Genomic DNA, 22,633 nt, shown 5'->3' on the forward strand with positions numbered 1-22,633 from the left:
CACTCGGGGGCCATGGCCGGTACGAAGAGTCCCGAGGACGCGTACACCGCCGCCCCCTTCGTCCCGGAGGGCGCCGACCTGGGCGCGCTCCGGGAGGCGGCGGCCGGATGCCACGGCTGCCCGCTGCACCGCGACACCACACAGACCGTCTTCGGCGCCGGGGATCCGGACGCCCGGGTCGTGCTCGTCGGCGAGCAGCCGGGCGACCAGGAGGACCGGCAGGGCAAGCCCTTCGTGGGCCCGGCGGGCAAGGTCCTCGGCCGGGCCCTGGACGAGGCCGGGATCAACCCGGACGAGACGTACATCACCAACGCGGTCAAGCACTTCAAGTTCACCCACGTCCCCGAGCGCGGCAAGCGGCGCATCCACAAGCCGCCCAGCCTGCGTGAGCTCTCCGCCTGCGGGCCCTGGCTGGAGGCCGAGCTGGAGCTGATCGAGCCCGAGGTGGTCGTGGCGCTCGGCGCCACGGCGGGGAAGGCGCTGCTGGGCCCGTCGTTCCGGGTGACCGAGCGGCGCGGCACGCGGCTGGCGGGCGACCCGTCGGGACCGGCACGCGGCGCCCTGATCGTCCCCACGATCCATCCCTCCGCGGTGCTGCGGGCCGATGACCGGGAGGCGGCGTACGAGGGGCTGGTGGCCGATCTGAGGGTCGCGGTGGCGGCGCTGGGCTGAGCCCGGCCGCGGCCGCGTACGGGGGTCGGCCGGCGGCTGTCGCGCACGGGGCCGGAGGCGCGGGGCTGTCAGAGCCCATGGGTATCGTCGATCGCATGTCCCTGCGCTTTGAACTCGACCCCGAGACCACCCCTGAGCTGCTCGATTCCGTCTGCACCCTCTGGGCCGACGTCTCGAACGCGGGCGGCGCCGTCGGTTTCGTACCGCCTGTGGCCAAGGACGACATACGCCCGGAGCTGCTCAAGCACCTCGCCGCGATGACGGAGGGCCGGACCCGTCTGCTGATCGGCCGCGGTGCGGACGGCGCCGTGGCCGCCACCGCCTTCTTCACCTTCAACACCCACCGGCTGATGCGCCACTGGTGCTGGCTCTACACCGTGATGGTGCACCCCTCCCACCAGGGCAATGGACTTGGCCGCGCCCTTATGGCGGCCGCCGAGGACGCCGCGCGCGATATGGACGGCATCCAGGGGATACGGCTCACCTGTCGCGGCGGCACCGGGGCGGACCGCTTCTACGAGCGCTGCGGCTACAAGGAGGTCGGGCGGGTGCCCGGCGCGATCAAGGTCGGGGACGACGACTTCCGGGACGACGTCACCATGTGGCTGCCGCTGAATTGATCAGAAACCGGCCGTGGTTCACTGGGAGGACAGCCTTTCCCGGCAGAACCCCCCGGACGAACTCCGGCAGACCAGCCGAACTCCCAGGAGAGAGGACGAGTCGTGTCCTTCACGCCGAGTGCCATGTTCCGCTACACCCTCATGCGCCTGGGAATCTTCGTCGGCTCGTTCCTGGCCATCTGGGGCCTGGTCTCCTTCCGGGTGCTGCCCTCCGGCCTCGGCGACTCCAACCTCTTCTGGGTGGCGCTGCTCGCCCTGGTCGTCTCCGCGCCGCTCAGCTGGGTGACGCTGCGCAAGCAGCGGGACGCCGTGGCCGTCCAGGTCGCCGAGAAGGTGGACCGCGCCAAGGAGCGGCTGGCGGCGAACCAGAGCCAGGAGGACGGCGTCTGACCGGCGCTGGGCTGTAACCCTCCTCACACACCCGCCTCACTCCAGCAACGCCCCCTGTGCCAGCTTCCGTCGGCACAAGGGGCGTTGATGTCTCTTCGCCGCTCGGACGCCTCCAGAAGTCAAAGAATTCCTTTGGGTTCCCCAAAGCGGCGGTGTTAACGTACTTGTCATGAAGACAGCAGCCGCGCCCCACATCGCAGCGAGCGTTCCGCTCGTGGCGCGCCTGCACATCGATCTTTGCCGCTGTCTGTCCGCGGCCTGTCGTCGCCGCTGATCCATCTCGCGCACAGCGGCCGGAGATCCCGTACGGACTCCTGGCTTTCTCCCCCTCTTACCTCCACCGGAGTGTGTCCGTTGTCGTCCGCCCTCAAGGCGTCCCCCCAGGGGTCGTCGTCCTTCCGCCTGCCCAAGGTGCCCTTCTGGGCGCAGATCCTGCTGGGCCTCGTCCTCGGTGTGGTACTCGGCTGGATCGCCCGCAGTGGTGATGTCGGCTGGCTGGTCACCACGCTCGACAAGATCGGCACCATCTTCGTCCAGCTGCTGAAGCTGGCCGTCGCCCCGCTGGTGTTCTTCGCGATCCTGATCTCGATCACCAATCTGCGGAACGTCAACAACGCCGCCCGGCTGGCGACCCGCACCCTGCTGTGGTTCATGGCCACCTCGCTCATCGCCGTCGCCATCGGCCTGGCGATCGGCCTGCTCACCAACCCGGGCGCCGGGACCGACCTGACCCCCAAGGACGGCGCCAAGCCCGACCACGCGGGCTCCTGGCTGGACTTCCTCACCGGCATCGTGCCGACGGACGTCATCACCCCGTTCACCGAGCTGAACGTCCTCCAGATCGTCTTCATCGCCGCCGTCGCGGGCGTCGCCGCCCTCCAGCTCGGCGAGAAGGCCCAGCCGATCCTCACCCTGAGCCAGTCGGTGCTCGAACTGCTCCAGAAGGCCCTGTGGTGGGTCATCCGCCTCGCCCCGCTGGGCACCCTGGGCCTCATCGGCACCGCCATCGCCGACTACGGCTGGAACCTGATCGGCAAGTACGCGACCTTCACCGCCGACATCTACATCGGCTGCGCGCTGGTGATGTTCGGCGTCTACCCGCTGCTGCTCGCGACGGTCGCCAAGGTCAACCCCCTGAACTTCTTCAAGGGCGCCTGGCCCGCCATCCAGCTCGCCTTCGTCTCCCGCTCCTCGGTCGGCACCATGCCGCTGACCCAGAAGGTCACCGAGCGGCTGGGCGTCCCCAAGGAGTACGCCTCCTTCGCGGTGCCCTTCGGCTCGACGACGAAGATGGACGGCTGCGCCTCGATCTACCCGGCGATCGCCGCGATCTTCATCGCCCAGATCTTCGACGTGAACCTCGGCGTCGGCGACTACCTCCTGATCGCCTTCGTCTCGGTGATCGGCTCCGCCGCCACCGCCGGCCTTACGGGCGCCACGGTCATGCTGACGCTGACCCTCTCCACCCTGGGGCTCCCCCTCGAGGGCGTCGGCCTGCTGATGGCCATCGACCCGGTCCTGGACATGATGAGGACCGCCACCAACGTGGCCGGGCAGTCGCTGATACCGGTGATCGTCTCGGCCCGCGAGAAGATCCTCGACCACGAGGCCTACGCCCACGCCAGCGCCTCCCCGCTGGACGACCGCGACGAGCCGGAACCCCAGCTGGCCGCCGCGTAACACCTGCCGAGCGACAGCACGGTGCCCCCGGAATCCGCCGAGAGGTCCGGGGGCACCGTGCTGTTCACTCGCCCGCCGTGGCCTCCAGGCCCACGATGGCCACCACCAGCAACAGCAGGAAGAAGATCCGGGCCGGGGTGACCGGTTCGTGGAAGAGGAGCATGCCCAGCAGGGCGGTGCCGACCGCGCCGATGCCGACCCAGACGCCGTAGGCCGTGCCGATGGGCAGGCTCTTCACCGCCACGCTCAGCAGCCCCATGCTCACGATCAGACCGGCGACGGTGAACACAGTGGGCCACAGCCGGGTGAAGCCGTCGCTCAGCTTCATGCCGATCGACCAGCAGATCTCGAACAGCCCGGCCGTGAGCAGCAGGACCCATGCCATGACGGCACCTCCGTGAAGTCTCTCGATTACGGGGGTGCGTCGTCTTTGCGGGTCCCGGTACGGCGCGTCTCGTCGGGTTCCTCCCGACCGTAGCAAACCTCCCGCGTCAGACGAGGCGGGCGGTGAGCAGGGGGAGGGCGCGGGTGAGTTCGCGTTCCCAGTAGGGCCAGGTGTGGGTGCCGGGGCCGTAGAGGTGGGCGGTGACGGCCAGGCCGTGGGCGTCGGCGCGGCGTACATAGCGCTGGGCCATCTCGCCGAGGCCGCGCTCCAGGGCGTCCTCGGGGCGGCCCGGCGGGTCGAGTGGGCCGGGGGTGCCGTTGCCGCAGGCGACGTAGAGCGGGTAGCCGCGGGGGAGCCGGGGGATGAGGGCGTACGGGTTGTGGGCGTCCCAGAGCGCGGACTGGGCGGCGGGGTCTCCCCACAGGGCCGTCGGGTCGGCGCCCTGGCCCGTAAGGATGTTCTGAATGCCCGTGGGGTCCAGGGTGGTGTGGATGACCCCGCTGAAGGAGGCCGCCGCGCGGAAGAGGCGGGGGTGGCGGGCGGCGTAGGAGAGGGCACCGAAGCCGCCCATGGACAGACCGGCGATCGCCCGGCGGCCGTTGGCCCGCAGGGCGCGCTCCAGCAGGGGCCGCAGCTCGGCCAGGTGGAAGGTCTCCCAGGCGGGCGGGCCGTAGTGACCGCCGTTCCACCAGTTGGAATAGAAGCCGGCGGGACCGCCCTCGGGGGAGACGATCAGGGCCGGGGTGGCGGCGGTGATGCCCTCGACATCGGTGTTGCGGGTCCAGGCCTCCCAGCCGGGGCCCGGGTCGCAGCAGCCGTGGAGCAGGTAGAGCACGGGCCAGCGGTGGTGGGGTCGGCGGTCGTAGCCGGTGGGGAGGAGGACGCGGGCGTGGCCCTCGCGGCCCAGGGCGGGGGAGTCGATCGTCAGGTCCAGGACGCGCTCGTCGACGCGCTCCGCGGCGACGAGGCGTGCGCGGGCGGGCCCTCCGCGTCCGGCAGGGGCTTGTGGGGAGCGGGCCTTCGAGGAGCCGGGCTCCGGGGAACGGGCTTCCGCGCGGGCGGGGAGGAGCGGTGCGGCGGCCAGCGCGGTCAGCGCGGCGAGCGTGCGACGGCGGTTCGGCATCGTTCGTTCTCCTTCGCGGCACTGCGTTACGGAGCTGAACGGGGCACGGTGCGTGGTCAGTTGAAACTTTGATGTCGTCGGGCTGCCGTGGCAAGAGCGCTGACAGCGGTCCCACGTAGGCTTGTCTGCGGTATGTGTGCGGGGGCACGATCGAAGGGGGCGGCCTGCGTGGGCGGGGCGACGGGGAGCAAGCGCGTGCCACGGGCGGTGCGGGAGCAGCAGATGCTGGACGCGGGGGTGCGGGCCTTCGCGCGCAGCGGCTATCAGAACGCCTCGATGGACGACATCGCCGAGTTGGCCGGGGTCTCCAAACCGCTGGTCTATCTCTATCTCAACTCCAAGGACGAGCTGTTCACGGCGTGCATACGGCGGGAGGCCGCGGCGCTGGTGACCGCGATCCGGGCCGCCGTGGAGCGGGACGCGCCCGCCGACCGGCAGTTGTGGAGCGGGCTGAGCGGCTTCTTCGCGCACACGGCCGAACATCCCGACGGCTGGACGCTGTTGCATGTGCAGGCCCGTACGCAGGGGCGGTCCTTCGCCCGTGAAGTGGTCGCGATGCGGGCGGAGATCGTTGAGTTCGTGACGCAGCTGATAGGCGCGGCGGCGCGGGAGCGGGCACGCGGAGGGGCGCGCGCCCGGACCCTCGCGGGCACCGAGGTGTCCGGGCTCGCGCTCGCGCTGGTGGGCGCGGCCGAGTCGCTCGCGGACTGGACGGCGGACGGGCGAGCGGGTGGGCCGTCGGCCAAGGAGGCCGCGGCCACCCTGATGAACTTCGCCTGGGCCGGGCTGGGGAATCTGCTCCAGGGGCAGGGGTGGTCGCCCGAGCGGGTCGGCTGACGAGCAGGGCGACGTCGTACGGCGTCAGCCGGGCCTCACGTGGCGCGCGTCAGCCGGGCCTCACGCGGCGCAGTTGCCCCGCGTCGGCTCGTCCGCAAGCCGTCCGGCCATCCACTCCAGGGCCGCCGGTATCCCGGTGATCGCCGTGGTGACATGGTCCAGCGGATAGTCCGTCCACTCCACCGGCACGCCCCGGGCGCACCAGCGGTCGCGCAGCGCCGCGCCGACCCGGTACGGGATCAGCTCGTCCACCACGCCCTGGTAGAGGTAGACGGGGTGATCGGGGGAGCGGGTGCCCAAGAAGGAGCCGCGCAGCGCGAGTTGCCAGGCCGGACTGGCCAATGGGTCCCTTACGGTCACCTCGGACCTGTGCTGGAAGAGCCCGCCGATGGTGCTGAGCGCCAGGCAGTTCCGCTTCATGAAGTCCACATAGCCGCGGCCCCGGTCGTTGAGGTACGAGTCGAGCCGCAGCGCGGGGAAGGCCGCGTCCTGTCCGGTGAGCGCCATAAGGGCGAGCCCGGCGCCCGGTCCGCCGTCGTTGTACTCCAGCGTCGTGGCGAGGTCGGCGGGCACGCCTCCGGCGACCGTGCCCTTCAGCCGCAGCTCGGGGGCGTACGAGGCATGCAGTTCGGCGGCCCAGCCGGCCGCCTGGCCGCCCTGGGAGTAGCCCATGATGCCCACGGGCGCGTCCGGTGAGAGCCCGGCCTCCGGAAGCCGCTGGGCGGCGCGCGCCGCGTCCAGGACGGCATGGCCCTCGGACCGCCCGGCCGTATAGGTGTGGTCGTCCGGGGTGCCCAGGCCCTCGTAGTCGCTGACGGCCACGGCCCAGCCGCGGCGCAGCGCGAGGTCGATCAGCTGGGCCTCGCTCGAGGTGCCGCGCGGGAACCGGCCGGACATCGCGCAGTCGTCGGCGAGGCCCACGGCGCCGATGCCCCAGGTGAGGAGAGGCCGGGAGCCCTGCTTGCCGTCGTCGGGGACGAGGACCGTGCCGGAGACGACGTCGGGGCGGCCGGTGGCGGTGGTGGAGCGGTAGGTGATGTGCCATGCCTTGGTGGCGGTCGGCACTCCGGGCTGGGTGCGGAAGGCGGTGGGGGAGGAGGTGACGATGTCGCCGGGTCTGCCGGTGCCGGAGGCCGGGGCGCCCGATGCGGCGGCGGCCGGGGCGGCGGGCAGTGCCGAGGTCAGGGCGAGGGCGGCGAGGCCGGCGAGCACGGTGGTGCGGATGCGCATACGGCTCTCCCAACGGTGCGGGCGGTGCGCCTTGGCGATGCTGAATCGCTCTGCGAGGACCGTAGGGACGAGCGGGGCGTCTGTGGCTGACCGCGGCGCTCAGATGTGCTGACTCCACGTCTCATGTCGGTATGCGCCCGGTGTTGTCCCGGTCCAGCGCCGGAACGCCCGGTGGAACGCCGTGTCCTCGGAGAAGCCCAGCCGTAAGGCCAGATCGGCGATGGGCTCGACCCCCTCGGCCAGGCTGCTGACCGCCTCGTCACGCCGCACGGTGTCCTTCAGCTCCTGGAAGGACGTGCCCTCCTCGCGCAGCCGCCGCCGCAGCGTCGCCGGGCTGACCGCCAGCCGGGCGGCGACCTCGGGCAACTCCGGGAGCCGCGCGGTGTGCCGGGCACGTGGCGCGTCGGCCGGGCCGCCGCGCGTCCGCAGCGCGCCGGTGAGCGCGTGCCGCACCTGCTCGGCGACGGTCGTCCCGTAGTCGCGGCGGCTGAGCAGCCCGGCGGGCGCGTGCCGCAGCAGCGTCTGGAGCGTGGACTCGTCCTGGACGACGGGGGCGGTCAGCCAGCGGCGGTCGAAACCGGCCGCGGTGCGCGGTGCCCCGAAGCGGGGCGGGCAGCCGAAGAGCGGCTCGTAGTCCTCGGCGTACGGGGGCGGGGGGTACGCGAACTGGGCCCACAGCAGCGGGATCCGGCGCCCGATCAGCCAGCCCGCGACCCGGTGCCAGATGAGCATGAGCCATTCGGCGACGATATGGCTCTCGGCCGCCGTAAGGGCGTCCTCATGCGGTCCCAGCCCGCCGCGCAGGGCGAACACCGCCTCCGGGCCCCGGCCCGCGCCGTGCTCCAGGGCCAGATTGGGGCCGCCGGGGAAGAGCCGGTAGAAGCGGGCGCCGCGTTCCACCGCCGTGCCGAGGTCGGGGCAGCCCAGTGAGGCGTAGCACATCATCGCGAAGGTGCCGGGCCGGCTGCGGATGGTCCCCAGCCCCAGGAACTCGTCCTCCGTGGCCCGGTGCAGGGCGCGCACCAGCCGGGCGAACTGCTCGGGGGAGACGCGGGCGCGGTCGTCGGTCAGCAGCAGCGGGGGTATCCGGGCCCGCTGCAGCAGCGGGACGGTATCGAGGCCGAGCCGCTGCGCACCGCGCAGCGCGGCCCGCACATGGTGCACCGTCACCGTCCGCCGCCCGTGCCCCATGGTCAAAACCGTAGCCCGAGCGGGCACGCCGCGTCAGCGGTGCGTCGCGGGCCCCCTACACGCCGTGAGCGCCGTAAGGACGACATGAGCGCTTCAGGGACGGCGTGAGCGTCTTGGGACAGTGGCGGCGTGAGTGCCTTGAGACAGCGGCGGCGTGAGTGCCTTGAGACAGGGGCGGCGTGAGCGTCTTGAGAAGGGCGTGCGGCCTACGGGCTATCCTCGACGGGCCCGGACGGACGTGTGAGAGCGGGGAACGACATGGCCACGACCCGACGGCCCGCGACGGCCGAATGGCTCGGTCTCGAGCCCCATCCCGAGGGCGGCTGGTACCGGGAGACCTGGCGCAGCGATGTCACGGTGCGGCCACCGGGGTACGACGGCGAGCGCGCGACCGCCACGGCGATCTACTTCCTGCTGACTCCCGGTGAGGAGTCCCGCTGGCATGTGGTGCGCTCGGTCGAGTTGTGGCTGTGGCACAGCGGCGGCCCGCTGCGGCTCCGGCTCGGCGGTACGGGCGACACCCCGGAGGCGGCCCCGACGGAGGTGCTCCTGGGCCCCGATGTCGCCTCCGGCCAGCGCCCTCAGATCGTCATCCCGCCGGGCGTCTGGCAGGCGGCCCGTCCGGAGACGGACGAGGAGGTCCTGGTGAGTTGTGTGGTCTCGCCGGGATTCGACTTCGCCGACTTCCGGCTGCTGGAGGACTGACCGTCCATCCCCGGAACGGGCCCCAAAAGGCACAAAAGGCAGGAGCCCCGCCTCCCCGCCAGGCGGGGAGCAGGGCTCCTTGGGTGGTGCTGCTTGATCAGACGGCGCTGACGTTCTCCGCCTGCGGACCCTTCGGGCCCTGAGTGACGTCGAAGGTCACGGCCTGGTTCTCCTCAAGAGAACGGAAGCCGGTCGCGTTGATCGCGGAGTAGTGAACGAAGACATCGGGGCCGCCGCCGTCTTGGGCGATGAAGCCGAAGCCCTTCTCGGCGTTGAACCACTTGACGGTTCCGGTAGCCATAAGCCCTCCTTGGGCCAAAGGGTTGCCCTGCTCCAGAACCTGCAAGAAGTCTGAAAACTACAAAAGCCTGCGGTTACATGCTCCGCAGGCTCTGTACTGCAAGGAAACCAAACTGCAACTTGCGGCGAGCCTAGCACGCTCCGTGTGCGCGAGGAAAGAGCCGAAGATCACGAAAACGAGGGGTTTCCCGGGCCTCTGAGGTGGATAAGATCGCAGGTCGAGCGCTTACGCGCCAGTCAGCACAAGGCCGGCGGAGCACCCCGCCGCCATTACCCGGGGCGAGCGGGGCTAGCCTCCGAGACGTGGACAATTCACCGAGTTCCCCCTCGCGGAGTACACAGGACGCCTCGGAAAGCCTCAGACCGCCCGGCGGCCATCGGCTGAGTCGGCCAAAAGTGGGGCACATCCAGTACCTCAATTGCATGCCGTTGTACTGGGGCCTCGCCAGGACCGGATCCCTCCTGGATTTCGACCTCACCAAGGCATCTCCCGACGCCCTGAACGACCTGCTGGTCCGCGGCGATCTCGACATCGGCCCGATCAGCCTGGTGGAGTATCTGCGCAATGCCGACGATCTCGTCGCGCTCCCGGACATCGCGGTGGGCTGTGACGGGCCCGTCATGTCCTGCGTGATCGTCTCGCAGCTGCCGCTGGAGCAGCTGAACGGGGCGCGCGTCGCACTCGGTTCCGCCTCGCGCACCTCCGTACGCCTGGCCCAACTGCTGCTCGCCGAGCGGTACGGACTCGCCCCCGACTACTACACCTGCCCGCCCGACCTCAGCCTGATGATGCAGGAGGCCGAGGCGGCGGTGCTGATCGGCGATGCCGCGCTGCGGGCCAATCTCCATGACGCGCCCCGGCTGGGACTGCGGGTCCACGATCTGGGCCAGATGTGGAAGGAGTGGACCGGACTCCCCTTCGTCTTCGCGGTGTGGGCCGCCCGCCGCGAGTATCTGGAGCGGGAGCCGGAGATCGTCCGGCAGGTCCACGAGGCGTTCCTGTCCTCGCGGAACCTCTCCCTGGAGGAGGTCGGCAAGGTCGCCGAGCAGGCGGCGCGCTGGGAGCAGCTCGAGGCGTCGGTGCTGGAGCGCTACTTCACCACCCTCGACTTCAGCCTCGGCCAGGCGCAGTTGGAGGGCATCGCGGAGTTCGCCCGCCGTACGGGGCCGACGACCGGATACCCCGCGGACGTCCGGGTCGAGCTGCTGAGCTGACCTTCCCGACCGCACGACCTGCGGTGGATGGCCGTAACACCCCCTAAGCTGGACCGGCGCACGCAGGGGGAGGCAACGCGATGGATCCGCTGGGAGCGGACGATCCGCAGGTCATCGGCGCCTATCGGCTGCTCGGTCGGCTCGGTTCGGGCGGTATGGGCCGGGTTTTTGTGGGCCGCAGCGCGGGCGGGCGCACGGTCGCGGTGAAGGTCGTGCACGCCCATTACGCGCTGGACGAGGAGTTCCGCGCCCGTTTCCGGCGCGAGGTCGACGCCGCGCGCCGGGTCGGCGGTGCCTTCACCGCGCCGGTCCTGGACGCCGACCCGGAAGCACGCATTCCGTGGGTGGCCACCGGCTATGTGGCGGGCCCTCCGCTCAACCAGGCCGTGTCCGACGAGGGGCCGCTGCCCGAGTCGTCGGTGCGGGCGCTGGGCGCGGGGCTCGCCGAGGCGCTGGCCGCGGTGCACGCCCTCGGCCTGGTCCACCGTGACGTCAAGCCGTCCAATGTGCTGCTCGCGCTCGACGGTCCGCGGCTGATCGACTTCGGCATCGCCCGGGCCACCGAGGGCACGGTGTCGCTGACCTCGACCGGCGCCTCCATCGGCTCGCCCGGCTATATGGCGCCCGAGCAGATCCTGGGCGAGAACGTCGAGGGCGCGGCCGATGTCTTCTCGCTCGGCGCGGTGCTGGCGTACGCGGCGACCGGTGAACCGCCGTTCCCGGGCGACACCTCGGCCGCGCTGCTGTACAAGGTGGTGCACGACGAGCCCCGGTTCGGCCGCGAACTGACCGGGGAGCTGCGCGATCTGGTCGCCGCGTGCCTCGCCAAGAACCCGGCCGACCGCCCCACCCCCGAGCAGATCGTGCGGCGCCTCGCCCCGGAGGACGGCGCCTCGGGGCTGGCGCGGCCGGGCTGGCTGCCGGGGGCGCTGGTCGAGCGGGTGAGCCGGCAGGTGGTGGAGCTGCTCGACCTGGAGGCGGAGGCCGTGGCCCCGCCGTCCGCGCCCGAGCCGTCCGATGCCCGGCCGTCCGCCGCCGGGCCGTCCATCACGGCATCGCCCGCCGCCGGGCCGTCCGTCGTGGAGTCGCCCGCCGCCGGGCGCTCCGACGCCGCACCGTCCGCCGAGGACCGCCCGACCCCGCCGCCCACCCCGGCCCTGGGCCCGGCCCCGGCGGCGCCCGTGCTGGGCGCCTTCGGCCCGCCCGACCCGTCGTACGTCGGCGGGCCGCGGGGGAAGGACCAGTCCGCCGCCCATCCGCTCCCCGCCCCGCCGTCGTCGAGGCCGGGCGGCGGCCGCAGTGTCTCGCTCTCCGCCGCCGTCGGCGGTAAGAAGCGCCCCAAGGCGCTGAGCTGCACGCTGGTGCTGTCCGTCGCGGGCGCGCTGGCCGCCGCGACGACCGCCGCCGTGCTCTTCCGGGTGCTCCCCGGCGGCTCCGACGACAGTGCCGACCAGAACGCCGGCAGCAATCCCCGTCCGTCCGCCACGGAACAGGAGCCGGGAGCCGGGGACACCGGCTCCGAAAAGGGCGATGTGCCCAAGAAGTTCATCGGCACCTGGCAGGGCGATCTGACCTCCGACTCGGGCATCCCGGTGGGCACCCTGACCATCACCTTCCGGCAGGGGCGCACCGGGCAGGACGTCGCCAGTGGCCGGGTCAAGCTGTCGGTGCTGCGCTGCGACAGCACCTGGAAGCTGGTCTCGGCGGCCCCGAAACAACTCCACCTCGACGCGCGCCTCAAGGGCTCCGAGCCCCAGCAGGGGTGCAGCGACGCCTCGACGGACGAGCAGTTCATCCTGACCTCCGACGGGACGATCAGCTACAAGGCGAAGGACAAACAGGCGGGTGATCCGACGGGCACCCTCCGCAAGCTCAAATGAGCGCGGAGCGACGGGTGCGGCGGGTACAGAGCGACGGGTGCCGCGGGTAACAGGGGTTACAGGTGTGCCTGACACGTACTCGTACGGGCGTACAGGCCCTGGCGTAGGCTGGGTCGGTCCACCCATAAACCACCGAAAGGTACGCCCCGGTGACCGCAAACGCAGAGGTGCAGGCACTCCTCGACCGCGCCGCCGACGGGGGTCGGATCACCCCGCAAGAGGCGCTCGACCTTTACCGCTCGGCTCCGCTGCACGCACTGGGGGCCGCGGCCGACGCGGTCCGGCGCCGTCGCTACGCGGGCACCGAGCACATCGCGACGTACATCATCGAACGGAACATCAACTACACCAACGTCTGCGTGACGGCGTGCAAGTTCTGCGCCTTCTACGCCCCTCCGAAGGACACCGCGAAGGGCTGGACCCGCGACCTCGACGACATCCTGCGCCGCTGCGCGGAGACCGTCGAGCTGGGCGGCACGCAGATCATGTTCCAGGGCGGCCACCACCCGGACTACGGGGTGGAGTACTACGAGAAGCACTTCTCGGCGATCAAGCAGGCGTTCCCGCAGCTGGTGATCCACTCGCTGGGGGCGTCCGAGGTCGACCACATGGCGCGGATCTCGGGCGTCTCGGCCGAGGAGGCCATCCGCCGCATCCACGCGGCCGGTCTCGACTCCTTCGCGGGCGCGGGCGCCGAGCTGCTGCCCGAGCGGCCGCGCAAGGCGATCGCGCCGCTGAAGGAGTCCGGTGAGCGCTGGCTGGAGATCATGGAGATCGCCCACAACCTCGGTGTGGAGTCCACCTCCACCATGCTGATGGGCACCGGCGAGACCAACGCCGAGCGGATCGAGCACATCCGCATGATCCGCGACGTACAGGACCGGACGGGCGGCTTCCGCGCCTTCATCCCGTACACCTACCAGCCCGAGAACAACCATCTGAAGGGCCAGACGCAGGCCACCGTCTTCGAGTACCTGCGGATGATCGCCATCGCCAGGCTCTTCCTCGACAACGTGGCGCACATCCAGGGCTCCTGGCTGACCGTCGGCAAGGAGGCCGGCCAGCTGGCCCTGCACTACGGGGCGGACGACCTCGGCTCGGTGATGCTGGAGGAGAACGTGGTCTCCTCGGCGGGCGCCCGCCACCGGTCCAACCGGATGGAGCTGCTCCACCTCATCCGCGCCGCCGGACGGATCCCCGCGCAGCGCGCCACGACGTACGAGCACCTGGTGGTGCACGACGACCCGGCGAACGACCCGGTCGACGACCACGTCGTCTCGCACCTGTCCTCGACGGCGATCGAGGGTGGCACCGCCCACCCCGAGCTGACGGTGATCCAGGCGTCCTGATGCTCACGCTCCACGCGGCGCCCGTCGTCCGGGTCACCCCCGGCGACGCGGCGCCGCTGCACGACGCCGCCGTCGCGGTCGACGGCGACCGCATCGCGGCCATCGGCCCCCTGGCGGAGCTGCGCGAGACCTATCCGCGGGCCCGGGTGCGGGAGTGGCCCGGGGAGCTCGGCCCGGCCCTGGTCCACGAGGGCCCGGTGCCGGACGCGCCCAGCCCGCGGGAGCGGATCCACGCCCTGCTGCGGCGGGGCGCGACCGCCGTCCTCGCCCACCACCTCGGCGACGCCGAGCTGCGCGCGGCCGCCCACCGGGGCGGCATCGCCGTCCTGGACCGGCCGCGCCCGCCCGCCCTCGCCCCGGCGGGCCGCGCCGACCTGGCCGTCTTCGACGCGGACGGCGCCTGCCTGGCCACCGTGGTGGCGGGGCGGCTGGTGCACCGGCGCCGCTGAGGCACGCCGGGCCCCGGGCGGGAGCGCGGGGCCCGCGAGGTGAACAATGGGGGCGTGAGCCGAGCATCCCTGGACAAGCAGCCGCACGAAGTCGCCGCCATGTTCGACGACGTGGCGGCCAAATACGACCTCACCAACGATGTGCTGTCGCTCGGGCAGGCCCGGCTGTGGCGCAAGGCCGTCGCCCGGGCCGTGGCCGCGCGCCCCGGTGAGCGGGTGCTGGACCTCGCAGCCGGTACGGGGACCTCGTCGCTGCCGTTCCGGGAGGCGGGCGCGTATGTGGTGCCGTGCGACTTCTCGCTCGGGATGCTGCGCGAGGGCAAGAAGCGCCATCCCGGGCTGCCGCTGACGGCGGGCGACGCGACCCGGCTGCCCTTCGCGGACGGGGTCTTCGACGCCGTCACCATCTCCTTCGGGCTGCGGAACGTCCAGGACACGCGGGGGGCGCTGGGCGAGATGCTGCGGGTGACCCGGTCCGGCGGACGGGTCGTCATCTGCGAGTTCAGCCACCCCACATGGCAGCCGTTCCGCACGGTCTACACCGAGTACCTGATGCGCGCCCTGCCGCCGATCGCGACATCGGTCAGCAGCAACCCGGACGCGTATGTCTACCTCGCCGAGTCCATCCGCGCCTGGCCGGACCAGCCCGGTCTCGCCGCCCGGCTGCGGTCGGCGGGCTGGGAGCGCCCGGCCTGGCGCAACCTCACCGGCGGCGTGGTGGCCCTCCACCGGGCGTACAAGCCGTAAGACGGCCGGTAACCGGGACACAAGCCGTATGGCGGCCGTACGAGCCGTAAGGCGGCCATGGGCGGTCCCGGGCCGGTCCACGGGGGACGGCAGCGGGGGGACGGCCCTTCGCGAATGCCGGAGTGCGGCCCCCCATAGACTGCAGCTGTCCAGTGCCCGGCGCGACCGGCACACCGTTACCGAGGCTTGGGGAGACCCCGCGTGAGCGAGACCGCACCCATCGAGAGCGCGTCCTCCGGGATCTCGGAGCGCGGCGCCGATGTGATCGTCGTCGGCGCCGGACCGGCCGGCTCCACCACCGCGTACTACCTCGCCAAGGCGGGGCTGGATGTGCTGCTGCTGGAGAAGACGGCCTTTCCGCGCGAGAAGGTGTGCGGTGACGGCCTGACTCCGCGCGCCACCAAGCAGCTCGTGTCCATGGGCATCGACATCTCCGAGGAGGCGGGCTGGCTGCGCAACCGGGGCCTGCGGATCATCGCCGGCGGGGTGCGGCTCCAGCTCGACTGGCCGGAACTGGCCGCGTACCCCGACTACGGCCTGGTCCGTAAGCGCGACGACTTCGACGAGCAGCTGGCGCGGCAGGCGCAGAAGGCCGGGGCCCGGCTGTACGAGCGCTGCACCGTGGGCGCCCCGATCATCGACGGGCGCACCGGCCGGATCACCGGGGTCGAGGCCAAGCTGGGCGAGGAGAAGACGCCCGTCACCTTCCACGCGCCCCTGGTGGTCGCCGCCGACGGCAACTCCACCCGGCTCTCGCTCGCCATGGGGCTGCACCGCCGCGAGGACCGTCCGATGGGCGTGGCCGTGCGGACGTACTTCACCTCGCCCCGCCATGACGACGACTACCTGGAGTCCTGGCTGGAGTTGTGGGACCGGCGCGGCGCCGAGGACCGGCTGCTGCCCGGCTACGGCTGGATCTTCGGCATGGGCGACGGCACGAGCAATGTGGGCCTGGGCGTCCTCAACACCTCGTCCTCCTTCAAGGAGCTCGACTGGCGCGAGGTCCTCAAGGCGTGGTGCGCCTCGATGCCGGAGGACTGGGGCTACACCCCGGAGAACATGACCGGCCCGATCCGCGGCGCCGCGCTCCCCATGGCCTTCAACCGCCAGCCGCACTACACCCGCGGGCTGCTGCTCGTCGGGGACGCGGGCGGCATGGTCAACCCGTTCAACGGGGAGGGCATCGCCTATGCGATGGAATCCGGGCAGATCGCCGCGGACGTGATCGTCCAGGCCCATGCCCGCGCCACCGCCTCCCAGCGCGAACTGGCCCTCCAGCGCTACCCGAAGGTCCTCAAGGACACCTACGGCGGCTACTACACGCTGGGCCGGGCGTTCGTGAAGCTGATCGGCAACCCGAAGGTCATGAAGCTGGCGGCGCAGCGCGGGCTGACCCATCCGATGCTGATGCGGTTCACGCTCAAGCTGCTGGCGAATCTGACCGATCCGACGGGCGGCGACGCCATGGACCGCATCATCAACGGCCTGACCAAGGTCACCCCACGCGCCTGACGGCGGTAAGGGCCTCGGCCCGACCGAAGGGCGGCGGGCGCCCCGAAGGGGCGCGGGGCTGTATCAATTTGCGGCTCCGCCGCGGGGCGCGACCAGCCACGACGCCGCCGCACCCAACCGACAACCCATCGCGGCAGGACGTATTGGGCACCCCCAGCGGAGCGCTTACGCTCCGGGGCCGCCGCTCGCTATGACGCCGAACGGCGCCCGGCCCGCATCCGTCAGCCAGGCCATCCGGCCGATCCCCTCGGCCGACATGGCCGGCATCAGCACCGAACCGCCCAGGTCCTGCCCCCTGGCCACCACCGCGTCGCAGTCCGTCACCTCGAAGTACGGCAGCCACTGCGGCGGTGTCGAATGCCCCTCCTGGAGCTGGGCGACGCCGCCGAAGGAGCCCTCCCGGCCGGCGCCGGACGTCATCAGCACCGTGTACGCCCCGCCGGGGAAGGACATCTCCTCGGTGTCCCAGCCGAAGATCTTGCGGTAGAAGGCGAGGTCCTTGGCGGGATCGGGGGAGTGCAGCTCGGTCCAGCACAGGGTGCCGGGGTCGGTGACCGCGTCCAGTCCCGCCGTCCTGCCGGGCTGCCAGACGGCGAAGCGGGCGCCGCCGGGGTCGGTGAACTGGGCCATCCGCCCTTCTTCGAAGACGTCGAACGGAGCGAGCCGCACCGTGCCGCCCGCCTGCTCGACGGTCTTGGCGGTCGCCTCGGCGTCGGCGGTGTGGAAGTACGGCGTCCAGGCGGAGCGCGCGCCCTCCTCGGTGAGCGGCCCGACGGCCGCGACGGTCTTCCGGTCCAGGGTGAAGAAGCCGTACCCGCCCGCTTCGGGGCCTGCCGACTCGAAGCGCCAGCCCAGCAGGGAGCCGTAGAAGGCCACGGCCGCTTCGGTGTCGGGGGCGCCCAGATCGAGCCAGTTGGGGGCGCCGGGGACGTAATCGGTGGTGAGCATGGGGCGCTCCTTCGACGGTCGGGCGCGAAGGCGCTGGAGAGTTCGCGGGAGTGTGCTGCCGGAGATTGCCTCGTTCTGTCCGGTACTGCCTCGTTACTCAGTCTGGCACCGGGCACCGACAGCCGCCGCCGGGCTCGACATGACGTCGCGGTGCGGCGGTGGTGACAATGAAGGCAGGGGGCGCCGTGTGCGCCAGCCGCGGCGACGCCGGACCGATGGGGCCCACGGGGCCGGATCCACCGCCGGTGGGCCTGGCAGGAGGTACACCATGACGAAGGCAGCGGACATCATGCACCCGGGCGCGCAGTGGGTACCGGAGAACGAGACGGTGCTGCGTGCCGCCCAGCTGATGCGGGAGCTGGGCGTGGGGGCCCTGCCGGTCAGCGACGCCAACGAGCGGCTGTGCGGCATCGTGACCGACCGCGACATCGTCGTCGGATGCATCGCGGAGAGCGCCGACCCCTCGGGGACGCCCGTCGGGGCGCTCACCAAGGGCACCCCCCGCTGGATTCCCGCGGACGCCGATGTCAGGGACGTGCTGCGGGAGATGGAGGAGCACAAGATCCGCAGGCTTCCGGTGATCGACCAGAACAAGCGGCTGGTCGGAATGATCTCCGAGGCGGATCTGGCCCATCACCTCAGCGACGACCTTCTCGGCGAGTTCCTGGAGAAGGTCTACGCGCAGTAGGGAGGGAAAGGACGTGAGGCCGCCGTCCACGGCGGGAACGGCGGCCCCAGGGTCCAAATGACCAGCGGGTGTCCTACGGGTGTCTTACAGGACGCGCACGGCCCCGGTGGGCATGTCGTAGTCCAGCGAGCGCTCGACGATCCCGGTGCTCGGGTTCTGGGCGCCGATGAACTTGCCGCCGCCGACGTAGACACCGACGTGGTACGCGCTACCGGCGCTGCCCCAGTAGAGCAGGTCGCCCGGCTGCAGGGAGTCCAGCGAAACCGGGGTGCCGGTGGTGGACTGGTCCTGCGAGACCCGCGGCAGGCTCACGCCGATCTGCTTGAAGGCGGCCTGGGTCAGCCCGGAGCAGTCGTAGGAGGACGGACCGCTGGAGCCGAGCACGTACGCCTTGCCCAGCTGCGCCTTGAGGAAGCTGATCAGGGTCGCGGCATTGCCGGAGGCGTTGCTGACGCTGGTGCTGGCACTGGTGCTGGTGGAGAGCGTGGTGCGCTCGGCGGACCGCGACGCCTTCGCTGCCTGGGCCTTGGCCTCGGCCGCGCGCTTGGCGGCCGCCTTACGGGCCGCCTCCCGGGCTTCCTTCTCCTTGCGGTCGGCCTCCGCCTTGGCCTTCTTGGCGGCGATCTTGGCGTGGGCGGCCGCCTGGTCCTTCTGGGCCTGGAGCTCGTAGTCGGACGCCGCCTGCTGGGTGGCGTCCGCGGTCTGGGCGGCCGTGCTCGCCAGCGTGGCGCTGACGGTCGGCATCTCCAGAGTGGACTCGGCGGGAGCGGCGTTGCTCTCCGTGGCGGAGGCGGGCACGGCGGCACCGGCCACCGCGAGGGTGAGGAAGCCACCGGTCACCCCTGCGCGGAGCGCACGCGTCGACGCGGCACGGCGGGGCTTCCGGTGGCTGGGTATGTGTGCGACTGGGGACATAGGTCACTGGCTACCAGGGCCCTAAGGCCCAGATCAACAAAAGTGGGGTGCGCCACATTTGGCATGCACGCGACCAAAAATCGGGCCAAATGATCTCCATGGCCCACTCAACCGGCTTGCCCGCATTTCGCGATCATGTGTCTACGCACGGCATTTGGCGGCCAAACCGGGGCAGCGCGGGACCTACCACCGATGTGGCCCGCGAACAAAGGATTCCCATGAAATCTAGATCCACAACCCATCTGGGCGTGGGATACCTCACTCGCTCCGACCCGCTCGTGAACGCGTGCGCGGAGCGTTGATCGCGAACGTGCGCGGACCCGTGATCGATCGCCCCGGGACGAAGGTCACTCATGAGGATGGAAGGCGCGTATCAGCTGACGTCGTCCAGGGCAAATTTGCATGTATGTACCATGTCTTGGTAGGGGCGCAACGCGCTCACCTGTGATGACGTCTCCGAATGTCACTTCTCGTGGTCGTTCGGAAGCTTCATGTACAAGATCACCGCTCATCCGACTTCATGATCCTTCGTCAGGTGGTGGAGATCACAAAGACGTTGTCGTACCCCGTGTCGCAGATCACAGACCGACGGGCATAGGATGCAGGCGAAACGGGCTTGTGAACTGCCTCACATGTGCGCGATCTTCGTGGGGCGGCGGCATGTCCGTGCGGTCCGCCAAGCAGTCATCGTCGACTGAAGGGAGCGAGGACGGTGAACGCATACGCGCCCATCCTCGTACTGGGAGCCCTCGGGGCAGGTTTTGCGATCTTCTCGGTCTTCATGGCCGCGATCATCGGTCCCAAGCGCTACAACCGGGCCAAGCTCGAGGCCTATGAGTGCGGCATCGAGCCGACTCCGCATCCGGCCGGCGGTGGGCGCTTCCCCATCAAGTACTACCTGACGGCGATGCTCTTCATCGTCTTCGACATCGAGATCGTCTTCCTCTACCCCTGGGCCGTCACCTTCGACGCCCTCGGCCTGTTCGGGCTCGTGGAGATGCTCCTCTTCGTGCTCACGGTCTTCGTCGCCTATGCCTACGTCTGGCGGCGCGGCGGCCTGGAGTGGGACTAGTGGGACCAAAGGGGCTCTAGAGGAGATAGGGGAAACATCGCATGGGTATCGAAGAGAAGCTCCCGAGTGGGTTCCTGCTCACCACCGTGGAACAGGCCGCCGGGCTGGCCCGCAAGTCCTCCGTCTTCCCGGCCACCTTCGGCCTGGCCTGTTGCGCCATCGAAATGATGACCACCGGCGCGGGGCGCTACGACCTCGCGCGGTTCGGCATGGAGGTCTTCCGCGGCTCGCCCCGCCAGGCCGATCTGATGATCGTCGCCGGGCGCGTCAGCCAGAAGATGGCCCCGGTGCTGCGTCAGGTCTACGACCAGATGCCGAACCCGAAGTGGGTCATCTCCATGGGCGTCTGCGCCTCCTCCGGAGGGATGTTCAACAACTACGCGATCGTGCAGGGCGTCGATCACATCGTCCCGGTCGACATCTATCTGCCCGGCTGTCCGCCGCGGCCCGAGATGCTCATGGACTCGATCCTCAAGCTGCACGAGAAGATCCGCGAGGAGAAGCTCGGCGTCAATCGCGAGCGTGCGGCCCGTGAGGCGGAGGAAGCGGCGCTGAAGGCGCTGCCGATGATCGAGATGAAGGGGCTTCTGCGTTGACCGAGGCCAATGGGTCCAACGGGGTCAACCCGGACAAGGACCTCAACGCTGAGAACCTCCCCGGCCGCCGCGGCGACCAGGGCGAGCCCATCCGCGTCCAGCGCGGGATGTTCGGCGCCAACAACGGCGGCGACACCACCGGCTACGGCGGGCTGGTGCGCCCCGTAAGGCTGCCCGGCGAGGCCACCCGGCCGTACGGGGGCTGGTTCGACGAGGTCGCCGACGAGCTCGAGGGCGCGCTCGAGGAGCAGTCGCTGCTCCCGGAGAACGCGATCGAGAAGACCGTCGTGGACCGCGGTGAGCTGACCTTCCACATCGCCCGGGAGCACCTCCCGAGGGTCGCCCGGACCCTGCGCGACGACCCGGCGCTCCGCTTCGAGCTCTGCACCGGCGTCAGCGGAGTGCACTTCCCCGGCGACAAGGGCCGTGAGCTGCACGCCGTCTACCACCTGCGGTCGATCACCCATGGCCGGGTGCTCCGGCTGGAGGTGAGCGCTCCGGATGACGACCCGCACATCCCGTCGATCGTCGATGTCTATCCGACCAACGACTGGCATGAGCGCGAGACCTACGACTTCTTCGGCCTGATCTTCGACGGTCATCCCGCGCTGACGCGGATCATGATGCCCGACGACTGGCAGGGCTTCCCGCAACGCAAGGACTACCCGCTCGGCGGCATCCCCGTCGAGTACAAGGGCGCCCAGATCCCGGCTCCGGACCAGCGGAGGTCGTACAGCTGATGACTGCCCCCCACGCCCACCCGTCACCCGGCCACCACCCCTCAACGGGGCCCTCCGGGCCGCAGCCATCTTCCGCCTCCGCGCGCGAGACGACCGAAGGCACCGTCTACACCGTCACCGGCGGCGACTGGGACGAGGTCGTGGCCGCCGCGGCGAAGGCCGACGACGAGCGGATCATCGTCAACATGGGTCCGCAGCACCCCTCCACCCACGGAGTGCTCCGGCTGATCCTGGAGATCGACGGTGAGACGGTCACCGAGGCCCGCTGCGGAATCGGTTATCTGCACACCGGAATCGAGAAGAACCTCGAATTCCGGAACTGGACGCAGGGCACCACCTTCGTGACGCGCATGGACTATCTGACGCCCTTCTACAACGAGGCGGCGTACTGCCTGGGCGTCGAGAAGCTGCTCGGCATCGAGGACCAGATCCCGGACCGCGCCTCGGTGATCCGGGTGCTGCTGATGGAGCTCAACCGGCTCTCCTCGCATCTGGTGGCCATCGCCACCGGCGGTATGGAGCTCGGGGCGACCACGATCATGATCTACGGCTTCCGGGACCGCGAGCTGATCCTGGACGTCTTCGAGCTGATCACCGGTCTGCGGATGAACCACGCGTACATCCGGCCCGGCGGGCTCGCTCAGGACCTGCCGCCGGGGGCGGTCGACCAGATCCGGGCCCTTCTGAAGACGATGCGGAAGAACCTGCCCGAGTACGACAAGCTCGCCACCGGGAACCCGATCTTCAAGGCCCGGCTCCAGGACGTCGGCTACCTCGACCTCGCCGGCTGCATGGCGCTCGGCATCACCGGCCCGATACTGCGGTCCACCGGGCTGCCGCACGATCTGCGCAAGACCGATCCGTACTGCGGCTATGACACCTATGACTTCGAGGTGCCGACCGCCGAGACCTGCGACGCCTACGGCCGGTTCCTGATCCGGCTGGAGGAGATGCGCCAGTCGCTGCGGATCGTCGAGCAGTGCCTGGAGCGGCTGGAGCCGGGACCGGTGATGGTCGCGGACAAGAAGATCGCCTGGCCCGCGCAGCTCGCGCTCGGCCCGGACGGCCTCGGCAACTCCCTGGACCACATCAAGAACATCATGGGCACCTCCATGGAGGCCCTGATCCACCACTTCAAGCTGGTGACCGAGGGATTCCGGGTTCCGCCCGGACAGGCGTACGCGGCGATCGAGTCGCCCAAGGGCGAACTGGGCGCCCATGTGGTCAGCGATGGCGGCACCCGCCCGTATCGCGTCCACTTCCGCGACCCGTCCTTCACCAATCTGCAGGCCGTGGCGGCGATGTGCGAGGGCGGCCAGGTCGCCGATGTGATCGTCGCTGTCGCGTCCATCGACCCCGTGATGGGAGGAGTGGACCGGTGACTGATGT

General features: G+C 70.7%; 24 protein-coding genes and 1 riboswitch. Of the genes, 17 read left to right on the forward strand and 7 right to left on the reverse strand.

Features of this window, described 5'->3' with window-relative positions; genetic code table 11:
• The first annotated feature begins 12 nt into the window (after positions 1-12).
• The 4 genes from JK364_RS14920 (at position 13) to JK364_RS14935 (ending at position 3,362) form a co-directional block, all read left to right on the forward strand.
• Positions 13-672 (forward strand): UdgX family uracil-DNA binding protein, encoded by a 660-nt coding sequence (locus JK364_RS14920; protein WP_201851535.1) that lies wholly within the window; start codon positions 13-15, stop codon positions 670-672.
• A 95-nt stretch (positions 673-767) separates the two neighbouring features.
• Positions 768-1,292, forward strand: coding sequence for a GNAT family N-acetyltransferase (locus tag JK364_RS14925; RefSeq protein WP_201851537.1), 525 nt, complete (start codon positions 768-770; stop codon positions 1,290-1,292).
• 123 nt (positions 1,293-1,415) lie between these two features.
• Positions 1,416-1,682: a DUF4229 domain-containing protein gene (locus JK364_RS14930; RefSeq protein ID WP_201851881.1), complete on the forward strand. Its 267-nt coding sequence runs from the start codon at positions 1,416-1,418 to the stop codon at positions 1,680-1,682.
• 354 nt (positions 1,683-2,036) lie between these two features.
• Complete coding sequence (locus tag JK364_RS14935; protein ID WP_138914472.1) at positions 2,037-3,362, forward strand: dicarboxylate/amino acid:cation symporter; 1,326 nt, start codon at positions 2,037-2,039, stop codon at positions 3,360-3,362.
• 64 nt (positions 3,363-3,426) lie between these two features.
• On the opposite strand, the gene JK364_RS14940 is transcribed toward JK364_RS14935, so the two are convergent.
• The gene (locus JK364_RS14940) at positions 3,427-3,747 is read right to left on the reverse strand and encodes a DMT family transporter (RefSeq protein ID WP_201851539.1); all 321 of its coding nucleotides are present in this window, start codon (positions 3,745-3,747) and stop codon (positions 3,427-3,429) included.
• Positions 3,748-3,780: 33 nt separating this feature from the next.
• A riboswitch (guanidine-III (ykkC-III) riboswitch) is annotated at positions 3,781-3,846 on the reverse strand.
• 7 nt (positions 3,847-3,853) lie between these two features.
• Positions 3,854-4,870, reverse strand: coding sequence for an alpha/beta hydrolase (locus JK364_RS14945; protein ID WP_201851541.1), 1,017 nt, complete (start codon positions 4,868-4,870; stop codon positions 3,854-3,856).
• A 222-nt stretch (positions 4,871-5,092) separates the two neighbouring features.
• On the opposite strand from JK364_RS14945, the gene JK364_RS14950 reads away from it, so the two are divergent.
• Positions 5,093-5,707, forward strand: a complete 615-nt coding sequence (locus JK364_RS14950; protein WP_201851882.1) for a TetR/AcrR family transcriptional regulator — start codon at positions 5,093-5,095, stop codon at positions 5,705-5,707.
• Positions 5,708-5,767: 60 nt separating this feature from the next.
• On the opposite strand, the gene JK364_RS14955 is transcribed toward JK364_RS14950, so the two are convergent.
• Together JK364_RS14955 and JK364_RS14960 are read right to left on the reverse strand one after the other, a co-directional pair.
• Positions 5,768-6,937: a lipase family protein gene (locus tag JK364_RS14955; protein WP_201851543.1), complete on the reverse strand. Its 1,170-nt coding sequence runs from the start codon at positions 6,935-6,937 to the stop codon at positions 5,768-5,770.
• A 99-nt stretch (positions 6,938-7,036) separates the two neighbouring features.
• Positions 7,037-8,128, reverse strand: coding sequence for an AraC family transcriptional regulator (locus JK364_RS14960; RefSeq protein ID WP_201851545.1), 1,092 nt, complete (start codon positions 8,126-8,128; stop codon positions 7,037-7,039).
• 258 nt (positions 8,129-8,386) lie between these two features.
• Between JK364_RS14960 and JK364_RS14965 the strand changes: the two genes are divergently transcribed.
• Positions 8,387-8,833, forward strand: coding sequence for a cupin domain-containing protein (locus tag JK364_RS14965; protein WP_201851547.1), 447 nt, complete (start codon positions 8,387-8,389; stop codon positions 8,831-8,833).
• Positions 8,834-8,930: 97 nt separating this feature from the next.
• Here JK364_RS14965 and JK364_RS14970 read toward each other — a convergent pair whose 3' ends face one another.
• A complete protein-coding gene (locus tag JK364_RS14970; protein WP_030834854.1) occupies positions 8,931-9,134 on the reverse strand; it encodes a cold-shock protein in 204 nt (67 codons plus the stop codon).
• A gap of 395 nt (positions 9,135-9,529) precedes the next feature.
• Here JK364_RS14970 and JK364_RS14975 point away from each other — a divergent pair, with 395 nt between their 5' ends.
• The 6 genes from JK364_RS14975 (at position 9,530) to JK364_RS15000 (ending at position 16,285) form a co-directional block, all read left to right on the forward strand.
• Positions 9,530-10,348, forward strand: coding sequence for a menaquinone biosynthetic enzyme MqnA/MqnD family protein (locus JK364_RS14975; protein ID WP_198277868.1), 819 nt, complete (start codon positions 9,530-9,532; stop codon positions 10,346-10,348).
• An 80-nt stretch (positions 10,349-10,428) separates the two neighbouring features.
• On the forward strand, positions 10,429-12,228 hold the full coding sequence (locus tag JK364_RS14980; protein WP_201851549.1) for a serine/threonine-protein kinase: 1,800 nt from the start codon (positions 10,429-10,431) through the stop codon (positions 12,226-12,228).
• Positions 12,229-12,377: 149 nt separating this feature from the next.
• The gene (gene mqnC, locus JK364_RS14985) at positions 12,378-13,577 is read left to right on the forward strand and encodes a cyclic dehypoxanthinyl futalosine synthase (protein ID WP_201851551.1); all 1,200 of its coding nucleotides are present in this window, start codon (positions 12,378-12,380) and stop codon (positions 13,575-13,577) included.
• A complete protein-coding gene (locus JK364_RS14990; protein WP_182467881.1) occupies positions 13,577-14,026 on the forward strand; it encodes an imidazolonepropionase-like domain-containing protein in 450 nt (149 codons plus the stop codon). Before mqnC ends, JK364_RS14990 begins: the two co-directional genes overlap by 1 nt.
• A 54-nt stretch (positions 14,027-14,080) precedes the next feature.
• Positions 14,081-14,773, forward strand: a complete 693-nt coding sequence (locus JK364_RS14995; RefSeq protein ID WP_201851553.1) for a demethylmenaquinone methyltransferase — start codon at positions 14,081-14,083, stop codon at positions 14,771-14,773.
• Between the two features lie 201 nt (positions 14,774-14,974).
• Positions 14,975-16,285 carry a geranylgeranyl reductase family protein gene (locus JK364_RS15000; protein WP_307841289.1) on the forward strand — a complete coding sequence of 437 codons (1,311 nt, stop codon included), beginning with the start codon at positions 14,975-14,977 and terminating at the stop codon, positions 16,283-16,285.
• Positions 16,286-16,450: 165 nt separating this feature from the next.
• On the opposite strand, the gene JK364_RS15005 is transcribed toward JK364_RS15000, so the two are convergent.
• Positions 16,451-17,233, reverse strand: coding sequence for a VOC family protein (locus JK364_RS15005; RefSeq protein ID WP_201851555.1), 783 nt, complete (start codon positions 17,231-17,233; stop codon positions 16,451-16,453).
• A 268-nt stretch (positions 17,234-17,501) separates the two neighbouring features.
• Here JK364_RS15005 and JK364_RS15010 point away from each other — a divergent pair, with 268 nt between their 5' ends.
• Positions 17,502-17,921 (forward strand): CBS domain-containing protein, encoded by a 420-nt coding sequence (locus tag JK364_RS15010; RefSeq protein WP_020869383.1) that lies wholly within the window; start codon positions 17,502-17,504, stop codon positions 17,919-17,921.
• Positions 17,922-18,005: 84 nt separating this feature from the next.
• Here JK364_RS15010 and JK364_RS15015 read toward each other — a convergent pair whose 3' ends face one another.
• Complete coding sequence (locus JK364_RS15015) at positions 18,006-18,836, reverse strand: C40 family peptidase (RefSeq protein WP_201851557.1); 831 nt, start codon at positions 18,834-18,836, stop codon at positions 18,006-18,008.
• Between the two features lie 712 nt (positions 18,837-19,548).
• Between JK364_RS15015 and JK364_RS15020 the strand changes: the two genes are divergently transcribed.
• From JK364_RS15020 to JK364_RS15035, 4 genes are read left to right on the forward strand one after another with little or no spacing between them, the layout of a single operon-like run.
• The gene (locus tag JK364_RS15020; protein WP_020869381.1) at positions 19,549-19,908 is read left to right on the forward strand and encodes an NADH-quinone oxidoreductase subunit A; all 360 of its coding nucleotides are present in this window, start codon (positions 19,549-19,551) and stop codon (positions 19,906-19,908) included.
• 41 nt (positions 19,909-19,949) lie between these two features.
• A complete protein-coding gene (locus JK364_RS15025; protein WP_020869380.1) occupies positions 19,950-20,504 on the forward strand; it encodes a NuoB/complex I 20 kDa subunit family protein in 555 nt (184 codons plus the stop codon).
• Positions 20,501-21,244, forward strand: coding sequence for an NADH-quinone oxidoreductase subunit C (locus tag JK364_RS15030; RefSeq protein ID WP_020869379.1), 744 nt, complete (start codon positions 20,501-20,503; stop codon positions 21,242-21,244). Before JK364_RS15025 ends, JK364_RS15030 begins: the two co-directional genes overlap by 4 nt.
• Complete coding sequence (locus JK364_RS15035) at positions 21,244-22,626, forward strand: NADH-quinone oxidoreductase subunit D (protein WP_201851559.1); 1,383 nt, start codon at positions 21,244-21,246, stop codon at positions 22,624-22,626. Before JK364_RS15030 ends, JK364_RS15035 begins: the two co-directional genes overlap by 1 nt.
• The last annotated feature ends 7 nt before the right edge of the window (positions 22,627-22,633 follow it).

Origin of the sequence: Streptomyces endocoffeicus (assembly GCF_016741935.1) — a bacterium.
Taxonomy (GTDB): domain Bacteria; phylum Actinomycetota; class Actinomycetes; order Streptomycetales; family Streptomycetaceae; genus Streptomyces; species Streptomyces endocoffeicus.